The sequence below is a fragment of the Marinobacter persicus genome (genome assembly GCF_002934325.1).
Taxonomy (GTDB): domain Bacteria; phylum Pseudomonadota; class Gammaproteobacteria; order Pseudomonadales; family Oleiphilaceae; genus Marinobacter; species Marinobacter persicus_A.
Genome location: NZ_PTIV01000020.1, coordinates 1 through 15,533, shown reverse-complemented (window position 1 = coordinate 15,533; position 15,533 = coordinate 1). Strand labels below are relative to the sequence as shown.

General features: G+C 56.6%; 10 protein-coding genes. 9 read left to right on the top strand and 1 reads right to left on the bottom strand.

The annotated features are described in order from the left end of the window. Position 1: 1 nt before the first annotated feature. From tagF to BY454_RS11000, 5 genes are all read left to right on the top strand, one after another. Positions 2-949 carry a type VI secretion system-associated protein TagF gene (tagF, locus tag BY454_RS11020; RefSeq protein WP_104416590.1) on the top strand — a complete coding sequence of 316 codons (948 nt, stop codon included), beginning with the start codon at positions 2-4 and terminating at the stop codon, positions 947-949. Continuing rightward, on the top strand, positions 949-3,441 hold the full coding sequence (gene tssM / locus BY454_RS11015) for a type VI secretion system membrane subunit TssM (protein WP_104416589.1): 2,493 nt from the start codon (positions 949-951) through the stop codon (positions 3,439-3,441). Before tagF ends, tssM begins: the two co-directional genes overlap by 1 nt. A gap of 192 nt (positions 3,442-3,633) precedes the next feature. Continuing rightward, on the top strand, positions 3,634-4,164 hold the full coding sequence (locus BY454_RS11010; RefSeq protein ID WP_104416588.1) for an Hcp family type VI secretion system effector: 531 nt from the start codon (positions 3,634-3,636) through the stop codon (positions 4,162-4,164). A 111-nt stretch (positions 4,165-4,275) separates the two neighbouring features. Next, the gene (gene tssA / locus BY454_RS11005) at positions 4,276-5,391 is read left to right on the top strand and encodes a type VI secretion system protein TssA (protein ID WP_104416587.1); all 1,116 of its coding nucleotides are present in this window, start codon (positions 4,276-4,278) and stop codon (positions 5,389-5,391) included. Positions 5,392-5,393: 2 nt separating this feature from the next. Continuing rightward, positions 5,394-6,536 (top strand): hypothetical protein, encoded by a 1,143-nt coding sequence (locus tag BY454_RS11000; RefSeq protein ID WP_104416586.1) that lies wholly within the window; start codon positions 5,394-5,396, stop codon positions 6,534-6,536. Here the strand turns inward: BY454_RS11000 and BY454_RS10995 are convergent. Next, a complete protein-coding gene (locus BY454_RS10995) occupies positions 6,527-6,796 on the bottom strand; it encodes a PAAR domain-containing protein (RefSeq protein WP_104416585.1) in 270 nt (89 codons plus the stop codon). The two genes, BY454_RS11000 and BY454_RS10995, sit on opposite strands and share 10 nt — an antisense overlap. A 127-nt stretch (positions 6,797-6,923) precedes the next feature. On the opposite strand from BY454_RS10995, the gene BY454_RS10990 reads away from it, so the two are divergent. From BY454_RS10990 to BY454_RS10975, 4 genes are read left to right on the top strand one after another with little or no spacing between them, the layout of a single operon-like run. Further along, positions 6,924-9,554 (top strand): type VI secretion system Vgr family protein, encoded by a 2,631-nt coding sequence (locus tag BY454_RS10990; RefSeq protein WP_104416584.1) that lies wholly within the window; start codon positions 6,924-6,926, stop codon positions 9,552-9,554. A gap of 2 nt (positions 9,555-9,556) precedes the next feature. Then, positions 9,557-10,441 (top strand): DUF4123 domain-containing protein, encoded by an 885-nt coding sequence (locus tag BY454_RS10985; protein WP_181049695.1) that lies wholly within the window; start codon positions 9,557-9,559, stop codon positions 10,439-10,441. Between the two features lies 1 nt (position 10,442). Next, positions 10,443-14,033: a T6SS effector BTH_I2691 family protein gene (locus tag BY454_RS10980; protein ID WP_146082709.1), complete on the top strand. Its 3,591-nt coding sequence runs from the start codon at positions 10,443-10,445 to the stop codon at positions 14,031-14,033. Next, the gene (locus tag BY454_RS10975) at positions 14,030-14,896 is read left to right on the top strand and encodes a tetratricopeptide repeat protein (protein ID WP_104416581.1); all 867 of its coding nucleotides are present in this window, start codon (positions 14,030-14,032) and stop codon (positions 14,894-14,896) included. Before BY454_RS10980 ends, BY454_RS10975 begins: the two co-directional genes overlap by 4 nt. Positions 14,897-15,533: the final 637 nt, after the last annotated feature.

Below are 15,533 nucleotides of genomic sequence, written 5' to 3'. Positions count from 1 at the left end.
CATGATTGGCTGCTTTGGCAAGGTGCCGTCCAAGGCCGACTTTGTCGGGAAGAATGCTTCAGGATCAGTGATTCAGGAGTTGGACCAGTGGCTGCAGAACGCCTTGATCCAGTTTCTGGACCATGAGGACTGGAAACATCGTTTTGATGCGCTGCCGGTGTGTTTTTTCAACTATCACGCCCGCAATGGCAGTGACGTGATGGGGGCAATGATCAGCTCCTGCGATGCGTCCGGAAGGCGTTATCCGTTTTTCATCTTTCAGATATTAAAGGCGGAGACAGGGCGAGACAGTGCACTGCCATTCATCAACACCATGGTGGAGACCTTTGCCGGACACGCCCAGCAGATCCTGAAAGATTCGGTACACGGAGATCTGCCCATCGACCCCGTGGCCGCGCTTCAGGAACTGCGTGCATTTAATACCCAGGATCTGGCGCTTTATCAGCGCATACATGAGCGATTTTTACGTGACTACAGCTTTGACGATATTGCCCGTGCGCTGGAAGCAGGTTGGCCGGAATTCGTGAGTGGAGCCTGCCTGCACCGCCTTCACTATGCCCTGACTCGATGGCATGAGGGCAGTGCCGAAGCCGTCATGCTCCCGCTACCGGCGGAGCGTGGGCTGAAGCGCCCGGTTGCGGATTTCTGGCAACAATGGCTTGGAAGCGCCTGCGCCATGGGAACTCCGGTCATGAGTCTTCTGATTGACGACTTTATGCGTCCCAGGCTGCTACTAATGCCGGTCTGGCGGAGTGCCGAGCAGTTCTTTGAGGTGTTCTCCAATCCTGGCGATCGTCAGTTTTGTATTGATGTGCTGTCTCCATTTGCTGATAGCGAGCAGCACCCGGGGGCGTTGCCCCTGCCGGATACCGGGCTCAGCCTGGCCGATTTTATGGACCGTTTTCCCGCAATTCGCGGTAGACAAAGGAATGTGAGCAGATCGTGCTAATGAAACGTTTCAAACTCGCTTATCTGAAGTACGTATTTTTCAAGTACCAGCCCTACATCATGGGGATGCTGTTTTTTGCTGCTATTTTCCTCATATGGCGGTTGGGAGTGGCGCTGGGGTTGTCATCTTTGATCAGTCTGTTAACAGGGATTCTGTGTTTTGTCCTGGTCTCTGCGTTCTACATCTTGTTGCTTTACCGCGGGGTTGGTCAGAAACGTGATCTGGAAGACCTGCTCCGGGAAGATGCCGATGCCGCCGTTCTGAGCGCCAGCCCCGGGGACCGGGAGGAAATCAGCCTGCTGCGTGAGCGGTTGCTGAAAACGATTGAGCGCTTGAAAAATAACGGCACGGGTAAGAGTAAAAGAAAGGCTGACGCGCTTTATTCACTGCCCTGGTACATGATTGTTGGTCAGCCGGCCGCCGGCAAAAGCACCATGGTATACCAGTCGGGCCTGAACTTTCCTTTTGCAGATCGTGAGAACGCCCGGGTAGCAGGCATGGGCGGAACCCGCCATTGCGACTGGTTTTTCAGCTCTGACGCGATTTTGCTGGATACTGCTGGTCGGTACATGGACAGCGAAGAAGAAGCCGGAAAGTGGAAAGGCTTTCTGACCTTGTTGAAGGAGTATCGCAGTCAGTGCCCGCTGAATGGCCTGATTGTGACGGTCAATGTCAGTGATGTGGTGCAGGCCAGTGATACCGAGCGCAACAACCTCGCCCGCCGCTTACGTGAGCGGATTCAGGAAGCCCGTGAGCATCTGGAAGCCCGGTTGCCGATTTATCTCGTTTTCACCAAATGCGATCTGCTTGAAGGGTTCACCACGTTTTTCGATCGTCTTGATCCCCGCCACCAGAGTGAGGTGCTGGGCCACACCTTTCCCCACATGCAGCCTGAAGATGTTACCTGGAGCCAGCAGTTTGATGATGCTCTGGCGAGACTCTGCCGTCACTGGCAGCGCATCGCCGATGACGAAATAATTCAGCGCGATATCGTGGATACCCAGCGTGACATCGCGGCATTTCGCTTTCCCCTGGAGCTTAACGCCCTGCGAGAGCCATTGGCCCGGTTTGTGGACGTGCTAACCAACGCCAACCCTTACCAGAGTGCGCCACTGCTGCGGGGCTTTTACTTTGTCAGTGCTCTGCAGGAAGGAAGTGTGATTGAAGGGGAGCACGCCGCCCGGGTAGGACGCCATTTCGCGTTGGCCAGACCGGGTGAGGGTGGAGGTGAGCAAGCTGCTCGCCCTCTCTTTATCGATAAACTGTTCCGGAAGGTCATCATTGCTGATCAGCACCTGGCAGGTCTTTATTCCAGTGACACCCGGGGCCGGCGTCGTAAGCTGCGCTGGACCCTGGCTGCCGGAACCGCCGCTTTGATCCTCTGCGGCCTCTGGATTACATCGGCGGTTCGCAATCATGGTGAGATCGAGGCTATGTCCACGGCGTTTACCGAGGCGAGGTTGGTTGATGATGAGCGCCTTGATGATCAGTACGCCCCCTGGGCAACCCTTGATGCCTTGCGGGAATCCAGCAGCCGCTATTACCAGTGGCGTCAGGATGGGCCGCCCTGGTTTTTGGGCATGGGGCTCTATCAGGGCGAGGCAATCGAGCCTGAGTTGCGTGCCCGTTATTTCAACCGCTTGCGTTCGGTGATGCTGGAGCCCGTGGAGCAGAACCTGACCAATTCACTGTTCACTCTCACGACCATTCCCGTCTATCGCCGGAACAGCGATGAGTTGCATGCGGTCGAAGGACCAGACACCGTGTCTCCTTACGCGAGGCCCCGGGACAACAGTGCCGAGTCCCTGGCCCGGTTTGGACGGACCACCCTGGATACGTACCTGACGCTATCAGACGTTGAACGGGCGGACATCGATTCTGAAGAACTGCGTGGCCAGCTACCCGCGTTCTGGTACCCGTCGATTCAGAAAAGAACTGGCGTCGCAATCAATGAAAATGAACGGGATTACCGTTACGCGGGGCGCCAGATCGATTTCTATCGTCAGCAGATCAAGGAGCCCGATGTTCCCCGTATTTCATCGAACGCGTTTCTTGTGTCCAGCAGCCGTAACTACATAGACAGTCTGCTTGAGCAGACCCTCACCAGCATGGAGACCATTGTGCTGGAGTCCGACACCCTGTTTGCCTTTGGCAGGGGCGACTACAAAGGCCTGCAGGATGCAGGCCTGCAGGAGCTCGATAACCTCGCTGAACGGCTGCTGAATACGCAGGATCTTGGCCAGATCCTGATTACCGGGCATGCGGACCCGATTGGCAACGAGACCGTCAACCAGAAACTATCGCTCCAACGGGCCATGACCGTTCGCCAGTACCTCATTGGCAAAGGCGTGCCGTCTGGGTTGGTTGCCGCGAAGGGAGCGGGCAGTCAGCGGCCGCTGGTTACCTGTAATCCCAACCAGTCTCGGGCGCAATTGATTGATTGTTTGGCACCGAACCGCCGTGTCGAAATAGAAGTAAGGAAACAACAGTAAACAGCTAAGGAGGGCAAATCGTCGAATAGAAAGAGACTTAGAGAGATTAAGCAGGACGTTAATACTTAACCACATCAATAATCATCACTTGATTAGTGTCGGTGTGTTTAGGACGAACATAAATCAGATTGCGAGATTGAAGGGCGCCCTGAGGCGGCTTTCATCAAAACAGCAAAAGGAGATTAAAGCAGGATGGCTTTCGATACTTACCTCAAAATTGACGGCATTCCGGGAGAGAGCCTGGACGAGAAACACCCTGACTGGATCGAACTGAAGAGCTTTGACTTCGGTGCCAGCCAGGCAACTTCCGCAACGGCCAGTTCTGCCGGTGGCGCTTCTGCAGAGCGTGTAAACCTCAGCGAGTTCCAGGTGCAGAAGCTGGTAGACAAGGCTTCTCCGAAGCTCTTTGAGGCGTGCTGCAAAGGCCAGCACATCAAGGAAGTAGTGTTGCATGTCAATCGCGCCGGTGGCGATAAGGTTCGCTACATGGAAATCAAACTGGAAGAAGTCATCGTTTCCTCCACAACGATGCAGGGCTCTTCGGCCTCATCCAGTTATGAGCGCAATGACCGGGAAGACAGTCTCGATCTGCCGTATGAGAACATCAAGTTCAACTACGCCCGGATCAAGATCACTTACACCCAGCAGAAGCGTTCTGATGGCCAGGGTGGCGGTAACGTTGCCGGTGGCTGGGACCGTACTCGCAACAAGGTCTACAGCTAAGTGAGTCTTGTCGCTCCATTGGAGTGACGGGAAGGTACGCCTGGTAACCTGCCAAAGGGATGCCGGGCGTGTCTTCAGAAAACCAAGCCCGGAAGGATGGCGACAGAAGACATGGAACGACTCGGCGAACTCTCCATCGAAGAGCTGCTTAGCCCCATTGAGGGCAGCGCTCATGCTGGAGGTGAAGACCTCACATTTTCTCTGCTTTTCGACGAAATAAAGGAAGCGCGCCGCGCAGACCCGACCTATTTGCCCCAGGGAGAGTGGAAAACCGAACTCAAACAGTCGGATTGGCCTCAGGTGATCAACCTCACCAGCGAGGCACTCACCGCCCAGAGTAAAGATCTTCAATTGGCTGGCTGGCTGTGCGAAGGCCTGGCCCATCGAGAGGGTTTTGAGGGGATTTCGTTTGGCCTGATGCTCGCAGCACGCCTGCTTGAAGACTACTGGGAAACGCTATACCCGGAGTTGGACGAGGAGGATTTTGACGAACGTGTGGCACGCCTGAGTTGGCTGGGCGATACGTTGGTTGCTGTGGTTCGGACCCTGCCGCTGGTGATGGGGGAACAATACAGCCTTGCTGACTACGAAGAGTCCCGACAGGTTGAGAACCTGGCCAGGAACGATCCGGATGCCATGGGGCAGGCATTGGCTGACGGCAAGATTAACGACGAAATCTTTCAACGCTCCGTTGTGCTGACCAATACCGAGTTTCTGCAGGAGAGGCATGCTGTGATCTCTTCGGCATTGGCGTCGTTGAAACTGCTGGATGGTGCTGGAGATCAGCGCTTCGGGCGTGATGCACCAAGTTATAGCGCTCTCGAAAAAGTTATGGAGCAGTGTCGGGATCTGACCGCCAGGCTCCTTCGGGATCGGGGTGCCAGTGTGGTGGCCGGTGAAGAGCCCGATACCATCGAGACCGGAGAGGAGGAGTCATTGGCAGACGGTGACTCGAAGCCCTTTGCTGTTGCGAGGGGTGACCAGCGAACGGGGCCAATGCGCAGCAATCCACAAAGCCGGGAAGAAGCGTTTGAGCTGCTTAATGGCGTTGCCCGCTATTTCAAGGAACGGGAGCCCCATAGTCCGGTTCCGTATCTCATTGAGCGTGCTGTGAAATGGGGCCGTATGCCACTGGAAGAGTGGCTCAAAGATGTGATCAAGGATCACGGTGTCATCGATACGATTCAGGATACGCTGGGGACCCAGTCCCGAAGCGAAGATTATTGATTATGTCCCGCGCCTCAATTTTTGATCTCTTACATCAGCGCCAGCCGATCAGCGAGCCTGAAACAGTGGCATCGCCGGTGCGCGATGATTACGACGCTGACCGACTGCAGCTACTTGATGGTGTGGCACTAACGCCTGCCGGCCTGGTCAGTTCCGACAGTCTTCCGGAAGCCCACACACCCGCGCTTTCGTCCTCGCTGCGTGGCGCAGATGGCTATGGTTTGCTGGTTCACGAGATTACCGGGCTGGCGGAGGTTTCTGAGCCTGAACTCGCGCGGCTGGAAACCAAGGCATTGCGGCTGCATAAACTGGTGCAGTCAGCGTTGGTGGAAGCTCTGATGCTGCTGGATAGACTGCCGGAAGAAACGGGTTACGACGTTGTTCTCTCGGCCCCGGTGGCATCCGGGGAAGCGGCCGGCATCCTCATCGACCGACTCAGGGCGGTCATCGCTGACACCCATTACGGAGACTGGCTGGGAGAGATTCGTCATAGCCAGCAGGGCAGCGATCCTCATACCACCCTGGCATCGCCTGACGGTGGCATGCCTTACGTGCTCTGGATCAGTGTGGATTCGGTTGCTAACGACAAGGACCTGGTGTCTCCAGAGCTACGCAATGTATTGGTACAGAATGCCCGAGGTAAGGGACTTTATCCTGGAGAGGCGGCAGCCGCAGTTCTACTGCACCGCCTGACGGAAGAGGGCGCCGACCCTGAACACGGATGGACGCTCGAAAGGGCCATGGTTCATGAGCACCCGCCGAGAGCGACACGCCGGGACTACGAAAAACGCAAAGCCATGAGTCAGATGCTAGGTGAATTCTGGCCTGAAGACGACGCATTAGGGGCGCCATCCAGAATTGTTATTGATGCGTTTGGGTTGCCCGGCCGTGCGGTTGAAGTCGGTGGCGTGACCATTGAGCGTTGGCCGGAAATTGACACCATTGATGATGGTATCGGTGTGGATGGGCTCTGCGGCTGGGTAGGAGAAGCCGTGACGGGGTTAATGCTGGTTCTGGCCCTGGCAGAGCTCAAGCCGCAGGAGCACGCCGTTATTCTTGGGGTCCATGCCGAGCGCTGTTCCCGTATGTGGGCATTGCGTGGCCCCGTTAGTGAGGCCACGGATGCCGGAGAGGATCACTCGTGACCGCTGTCACCGTTGTGGGAAGAAATCAGGCTCGCGCCGCAGGCGGTTTTGTGGCCATGGAGGGCAACCGGTTTGCCGTTGATTTTCATGGTGGGGTGGCCTTCAACGATCACTGTTGTTCCGCCATGCCCGTTTTGGGGGCAGGTAACCTTGTCGCCTACACAGGCGGCGGGCTTGCCATCAATCAGGTAGTTGCTTTGGGCGGAGATCACTTTGCCGCCGTGGTTTGTAGCATCACCGAGTACGACGATTCCTTTCATCTTAATGGGTCTTCCTGACAAGTTTGAGAGGATAAGCCCCGTCACTGGGGCCTTTGAGAGATTTTAATCTAGCAATCAACCCGTAATGGGGGCAAGCGTCCGTCGGGATTAAAAAGGGAATTTTAAGATGGCTGAGACCATGCTCGACAATCTAATCAATACATTCAACACCCCGCTGTCCCAGTCCCAGCGCCTGCTGAGCCTGTCGGTCAGCGCGCCGCTGATGCCTCACCGCCTGGTGGGCGAACAACGGATCAGCGAACCGTTTCGCTATACGCTCGATTGCTTTTCGCAGCAGGGCGATATCGAACTCAAAACCCTGATGGCCCAGCCGGCCCGCCTGTCGGTGTTGCAGGCCGACGGCAGTCACCGCCACCTGCACGGTCTGGTCTCCGAAGCCGCCCTGCTGGGCGAAGACGGCGGCGTGACCTACTACCAGCTCACCCTGGTGCCCTGGCTGGAGATGCTCAAGCTTAGGCGCAACAGCCGCATCTTCCAGAACCGCTCGGTGGTGGACATCCTTGGTCAGGTCTTTGAGGGCCACGAACTGGCCCGGGGTGGTTACCATTTCGACCTGCGCCGGGAGTACCCCGCCCGCAGTTACTGCGTGCAGTACCGGGAAAGCGACTTCCAGTTCGTCAGCCGTTTGATGGAAGAAGAAGGCCTGTGGTACTACTTCGAGCATTCCGGTAATGGCAGTGGTGAGGATGACGAAGGTCAGGAGGCGAACCGCTTCGACGGCCACCGCCTGGTGATCACCGACGACGCAGACACCACCCAACCCGTTCAGCCCCGGCTTATCCGCTTCCATCGCCAGGCCGCCACCGAGCAGGAAGACGCCCTCACCCAGTGGGGCGGGGTTCGCCAGCAGCAGCCCACCCGCGTCAGTGTCGGCACCTTCGATTACAAACAGCCGTCGCTGACCAAACGCACCGGCCTGAGCACCCTCAGTGACCAGGGCAACCTGCCGGACGCCGAAGTCTACGACTACGCCGGGGAATACTATTACCACGGCCACGACCGGGGCGAGCGCCTGACCGCCAATCGCCTGGAAGCCCATGAATCCCAGGCCAAACGCTTCCGGGGTGCCGGCGGTGTGCGGCAACTGGAAGCCGGGCGCTGGTTCGAACTCAGCCAGCACCCCCGGCACGACACCGGCGGCGAAGCCGAACGCCAGTTCCTGGTGCTCGGCGTCATCGTCCACGCGGAAAACGCCCTGCCGGTCTCGGCTCACCTCAACAGCTTACCCGGCAGCCTGAAGCCCCAGATCGACGCCGCCAAGCGCGCCCAGGGCCTGGAAGACAGCCAGAACGAAGCGGCCAACGACTACCAGCACACAGGCACCGGCTACTTCCTGGTGGAGCTGGAAGCCCAGCGCCGCACCCAGCCTTACCGTTCACCCTTACGCCATAAACGCCCGGTCATTGGCGGCCCCCAGACCGCCACCGTCGTTGGCCCCGACGGCGAAGAAATCCACACCGATGCCCTCAACCGGGTCCGCGTCCAGTTCCACTGGGACCGCCAGGGTCAGCACAACGAACAGGCCGGCGTCTGGCTGCGGGTGGCCCAGCCCAACGCCGGCCCCGGCTGGGGCGGCGTGTTCGTGCCCCGCATCGGCCAGGAAGTCATTGTCGACTTCCTCGAAGGCGACGCCGACCGCCCCCTGATCACCGGACGCGTGTACAACGGCGAACAGCAACCCAACTGGCACAGCCACGGCCTGCTCTCCGGCTTCAAGAGCAAAACCTACCGGGGCAGCAAGTACAACGAACTGGTCTTTGACGACGCCACCGACCAGGAACGGGTGCGCCTGAACTCCGAAAACGAAAAGAGCCAGCTCAACCTGGGCTACCTGATCCATCAGAATGGCAACCACCGGGGCAGTTTCCGAGGCACCGGGTTCGAACTGCGCACCGACGCCTACGGCGCCATCCGGGCCAACGAAGGTCTGTACCTGACCAGTTGGGGCCAGATCGGCGCCAGCGGCGACCAGCTCGACCTCACCCCGGCGAGACAACAGATCCAGAGCGCCTGGCAACTGACCGATACCCTCAGCCAGAGCGCCCAGGACCACAACGCCGACGGCCTGCAAGCCAGCGCCTACCTCAAACAGGCCGGTGAAGACGCCGACGACACCTACGGCACCAGCGAACAGCTCACCGACAGCGACCAAAGCAACGCCGCCGGCGCCAGTGACAGTGGTGGCAGAGGCGAAGCGGCCCGAATGAAAGCGCCCTGGCTGCACCTGGCCTCGCCCGCCGGCATCACAATGAGCACGCCAGAATCCACCCACCTGGCCCAAGGCAAATCCCTGAGCGTGGCCACGGGCGAAGACGTGAACGTTGCTACTGGCAAGAGCCTGGTGGGGTCCATCTCCGAAGCCCTGTCGCTGTTCGTGCAGAAGGCGGGCATCAAGTTGTTTGCGGCAAAAGGCAAGGTAGAGGTGCAAGCGCAAGGCGATGCTATGGAGTTGACCGCCCAGAAAGACCTCAAGATCACCTCCACCGAAGGCCGCGTGGAAATCAACGCTGCCAACGGCATCCTGCTGGCCAGCGGTGGCGGTTACATCCGCATCGAAGGCGGTGATGTCCAGGTACATGGCCCGGGCACCATCGACGTAAAAGGCGCCCAGCATGCGTTTGCTGGGCCGGCGAGCGTCGATGTGCCTATGCCGGAGCTGCCGGAGGGGGAAAACACACTCTGTCCAAATCAGGGCCAATCGGCAGCCAGCGGCGGCGATGGTGCCGTGGAGAACTGACCGTGAAGAGTATTGATGAGACTGTGTTCATTAACGACGCTCTGACGTTTGCAAAATCCGGTCAGTTGTATCGTCTGATCGATCCAGCCCATACGCCGGGACGTCGCCTGAGTGGCCAGGCTCTGAAAAGAGCAGAATTGGTCAGAAATCCATTCTTCGCCGAAACGCCGTCTCAAAAACTCTATCTACAGAGTCTTGATAGTGAATCAATTGAGGAGATGAAGCGTGAGTTATTGCGAGAAAGGAACGCACGAGCATCAAGTCTGCTGGGGCCTGTCCCTTTTTGCGGCTGGCTCATGTCGCGATATTCGTGCCGTACGCTGGCCACTTATCTCAGTAAACAGCTTTCTCAGAAATCTCGGAGAGGCAACCGCGCTCTGTTACGTTTCTATGACCCGAGAGTGCTTCAACAATTGACGCGTATTCTGGAGCCCTGGCAGTTGTCAGCATTATTGGGCCCGGTTGATCGCTGGGTTTATCTGGATAAGGAGAATCGGATTCGTGAAATAGCCCCTCACCGTTCTGGTCAGCGTCACTTGGGCAGCCTTCACTTAACCGCCGAACAGTGGCAGGCCATTCACCGCATTGGACAGATCAATCGTTGTTTTGAACGCTATCGGGCCCTACCGAAAGAAGATCAGCAGACACCTGCCACAGATGGCTTGATCGACAATCTGCTCGTGGCTGCTTATGCAAACGGGCTGACCGAACGGGTGGACATGACTGCTTTCGTGCTTCATGGCCTGATGAGTCACGTTGACTTTCATCGCCACCCCCTTATGCAGAATCTGCTGCGACAAGTGGGGAGCTCCAGCTATATCGGATTGACCAATCGCCTTACCGACAAGGAATGGGAAGTGATTTCAACAGTTGAGGAGATTTCTTAGCATGGCAACAGCATCAAGGATGAATGCTCATGCCGCTGCAGGAGAGACAGCCGGTGCGTCGAGTGAACGTTGCAAATTCTGCGAGCGCAAAGGCTTGCCCATATTGCCGGTGCGTTATGCCGTGTGTCAGCGCAATGATCGGAACAGTGGTATTCCAGAGCTTGATGAAGCCCGTGTTCGAGAGTTCACCGATATCATGCTCGACCAGTCTCTTGATGAAAATGGTAACCGCGTGGCTCGTGAGGTGCCTGCGGATATCAGGAATGAAATTGCAGAAAGTACCGACAGTCAGGTTAACAAGTACATACTGCGCCAGCTGCGCCAGGGTTACCTTTACTTCTATGATCAGGACAACCCTCATGGCATGTATTGGTACGCTTACGCGATCACCAGTGACGGCAAGTTTTACAAGTTCCCAGTTGCGCGTCCTGAAGCTCTGGATGACATCCGCTTTCCCGAAGCTTGCAAGAACAAGGCAAATGACGCTCTGCACGCCTCTCTGGTGACGCTACCAGACCCCGACAACTCCGGAACGCTCTACTATGCGTATTCCGAGCATGCGTGGTCCATTGATCATATCCACAGGATCGGTAGCGACCCCGCCTGGCGCGAAGCCCATATGCAGAAAGTCGATATCCAGGGCTGGGTAAATGGCCAGAGCCAACCGTTCGCCTATGGAACGGACGAACTCGATAAAGTGGCGGAATACAGCGATGGCGCGGACGATCAGGGAACGCAGTTCTGGTCCAGCGGCCCCCGGCGCGAACTGTATAGCCGAGAAGACCTGAAAGAAGCCATGGACCTTCGGCTGGACCATGCAGCCAGTCGCTATCAGGGGAAAGGGTTAATTCTTGCGGTCAAAGATGAAGCCGGCATTATCGATGAGCTTAACGCCTATCGTCACCAGGCGCTTGCCGAGGTTGAGGATTTCCTGTGCGAAAGCGACGGTAATCGTCGCAAGTTGCTGTGCAAGCAGGCGATTGACGCGTTCAAGGAGAACTTCGCACAGAACTACACCGCGAGTCAGAAGAAATCGCTGGACGAAGCTGTTGATAAAGCCCGAGCCGAGCGAGATGCGTTTGAAGACAAGAGCCATTCCGGCGACGATGTCTCCCGGAGAGAACGGGCGCAGGCTCAGCGCACTCGAAATCAGTTGAATCAGGCGGTCAGAGAGGCCGAGGCTGAGCGAGAAGAATTCTTGCTCGAACAACAACGCGGGGCCGAAGAGCGAGCACTACAGAAGCGGCAGCTTCAAGCCGACATTGAAGAGCTGAAACGATTAAAAGCGGAGCGAGAGAAGACGCTTGCCCGCCGAGCAGCTAGCAGTGACGTAATGGTCGCACGCGCGGCCGAAGTGGCGCAACAAGATCCCTTCTATGATAACGAGATCCAACGCAAACAGCTTCTGCTCAACAGCATCAAGTCTGAGGCGGAGCGTATGGCCGAGAAGCATGCCGCCCAACTTGATGAGCTTTATGACACGAAAACGCTGAAAGACTTCACGGACCATCACGAAAAGCAAACCCGCGTTTGCCAGGCCCTTCTAGCCCTACACGATAGTGATTACGTGTTGTGGGTGAAGCACCACCTGGCTGACCTGATAGGCCGCTACAGTCACACGGACTACTGGATGGGGTTGGGGCTGAGTGGCATGCTCGCCAATACGTTAAGGGGCGGTATTCTGTCCCCGGCCAGTGGTAGCCTCTGGCAATCGATTGCCGAAACTATGATGGCCGAAGGCTCGATCATTCTGGCTGCCCTGTTTTCCAACAATGCAGAACTGATAAGCCGGGCGCGCGACACCATGTCATCGGTACCCGCCGGTAACCAACTATCGGCGGATACGCTGGCTGCTTGGGGGGATCGCTTCGGAACCCTCCAGGCCTCAACGCTCAAGCTGGATTATCGACAGCCTTCCTCCGATGATCTTATCAACCGGCTGCGCCCCATCCAGGGTCAACTCGCCAGCACGATCGGTAACGCCATTGCGACACTCGTGACCCAAGACCTTGTTAGCGGCTCCGCCAACGATACCAAGCCTACCTTGCGTCGCTTCATGCACCTGGAACAACTGGTCTTCATGAGTGATCCCGATGTGCAGAAAGGTGAGGCGCCTCCGGCGACACTGATCGAGGTTACGTTGACGATGGCACAATATGCCCATTGGCAGCGCCAGATCGTCCAGCATTATCAGAACAGTACGAACAACAAAGGGGCAGATACCGAACGTGCCATGCCCTCGTTTGGAAGTAGCGGCGGCAATTTTTCCGCGCCCATGGGGGAAAACGGGGTTGTTGTAACCGTTACGATTCCCTGTTTTGGGCTTGATCAGGAGACGGTCCAGCGCCTGGTCGCGAACAGTGCCCCGGGCGACAGTTATGATGCCGAACAAGCCCAGCAGCAATGGGCGGATCTCGCCAAGAGTGCCCGTGATATTGCCGGAAAGATCGCTGGCAGTGGTAGCTACGGCAAGCTGCTGGCGTTCGGACTGACCGCCTGGAATTTGCTGTTGGCGGTTGACCAGGAGTTGCTGGCCGAGGAGAACCACGGGGCCGACTGGAACCGATTGCTGAGTTCAGCGGTCAGTCTACTCAGTGCGGGTATGGGGGCTGCCCAAGGGTATCAGACGATTCGTGCCGCCAGCCTGGGGTCGGGTGCCGAAGGGGCATTGGGTCGACTGGTCAACGCCAGCGCCTGGAAACTGGGCGGCGGACTGCTCGGCGTGGCGAGTGGAACCCTGTCGATCTGGGATGGAATGCGTAAGTTGACCGAGTCATCGCGTGCCAGGCAGGTGGGCCAGAGCCTGACCGCCGATAACCAGAAGATCATGGGTGGTTTCGGAGTGGTCAGCGGTATCAGCACGCTTCTGGTCATTGGTGCAGGCGTGGTCGTCGGACTCGCTGTGGGACTTTTCTTCGGTATCCTGGCGCTCTTGTTGGGTGCCTGGCTGGTCACCCTGGTTGCGCCATCGGTGCAGATGTGGATCGATCGCAGCCTGGTTGGCCACCACTCAAGTCAGGTACAGCCGTTCGAGGACCTAGCCTCGGAACAAAGCTCGCTGGAGATGGTGTTTGAGGGGTTGGTGGTAGAACTGTCGTGGGAACCGGCGGCACCCGACCCGACGAAATATTTTGATAGCACCTCAAGTGGCGGTGGAATGCTGGGGTTCAGTCTCGATTCGGAGGCTCGCAGAGAAGAGGAGGAGCGTGTCGCAGATTTGGTCAGAATCAACCTGAAGGTTCGGGTGCCGAAGTTGGATTGCATGGAGTTAGTGCTTCAATGTGTACCTCGTGAAAAAAGACTGGGAGCAGTTTTTGACTGGACCTACCAAAAGAGCCGGAGCAGTGAAACGCTAATATTTGGGGATGGCAGTAGCTCACTCCCCGGTAGTGAATCCGAACGCCGTCCAGAATTTACGCTGAAAGACAAGGCCTACGAGACGGAGTGGTCGCAAATATACTCGAAAAACGCATTGAGCCAATTGGTTGACCTCACGATCAGATTTACATCTACAGACACCAATTCGTTCAGTCGTGACCTATTGACTATGCAACTCGAAAATCCAGAAAGCGAACCGGAGACACCCGAATGAAACGTTTGATTTTTACGATGATGTTGTGTCTTTCTAGTAGCGTACAGGCTGAAGTCCTGTTTCAGGACCCGACGCGAAAGGCAATTGAGGAAGCTTTTGATCAACTGTCGGAGAAAGAGGTCAAGGATGTTTCTCCCCCCAATGCCAGTAAGAAGCAATATTTATTAGGGCTTCTTTATCTGAATGGTGACAAAGAGTTCCATGTTGAGAGGAGTTGTGAAAAAGCTGTTGAGCTATTAACACAATCCTGGAAGGCTGATATCGCCGATGCCGGTCATGCTCTGGCCACCATGTATTATCACGGCGTTTGTGTGGAAAGAAATATTGACAAGGCGAGAGAGCTCGCAACTGAAACGGCTGAGGATGGTTTTATTCTGGCGCAACGCATGCTGGGGCTGGCCTATGTGGGTGAGGAATGGGAACAGCTCTATTCTTACGATGTCGAAAAAGGTATCTATTGGCTAAGCAGGGCAGGTAACGCTGGCGATAGAGAATCCGCTGGGCAACTATCATATATGTACGAAAGGGGTGAAAAAGTTCCTCGGGATGAAAGTAAGTCTTTTTCGTGGCTGAAAAAAGGTGTCTTCAATAGATTTGAACCAAGAAATAGCATTGGCTTACCCCTATTGGCTGAAAGCTATGAAAAAGGTGTGGGTACTGAGATAGATCTCGTCAAAGCTTATAAATATTATGACCTTTGTGGTACCGCTGGCGTCGAAGGCAAACAACGCATTTCCAAAAAAATGACCCAGAAGCAGATCGACGAGGCTATTCGCCAGTCTCGTGCTTGGCAGGAAGAATATAATACATATGTGCCCAGCTATTATGGGCTGGAGCGTCAAGCGGATGGCACATACCGCTAAACCTCGAGGAAGTAAGCCATCGTCGCGGCTGTCGGTCACTGAGGCCAATACATAGCTGGCGCGCTTCATCCGCTACGTGCAACTGGCCTACATGGGCGATCCAAAGCCGGGTACTACCACATAATCTGCACAACGTCCACCTATCCCAGGCGGAATACCGCCAATGGTGGCAGTGGATGATGCCCTTCTGCAACTCATTGCCCCAGAGCGCGAATGCCAGCCAGGCCCCCTGAAATTCGTCGATGAGAGCAGCGGCAATGTACGCACTGATGGCGGATACAGGCCGCGTAATCGAGCCGGTATCCCGGTTTTGCGCTGGTCACCGATGTCTTCCAGCAGCTAGGCGACGGGGTGTCTTTGTCGACACCTTCGGCCTCGACCAACAACAACGCTGGACAGATCTGTCGACAAGTGCGGTCAGTTTGAACCCCGTTAGAAGTGGCGGGGATTACCGGAGGACCATGCCGGAGGCGGGTTGACACCGAAATCCCTGCAGGGCCTGCCATGGACGGGGCTGATTAGTGGTTACGAGAATGCTCTCCATGCAGTCGGGGACGGTAGTCAAAACGCCGTGATTCGGCTAACAGCAGCACTCGGCGGCCCATTTGCCAAGGTGGCAGCCACGGCGGTTGACGGT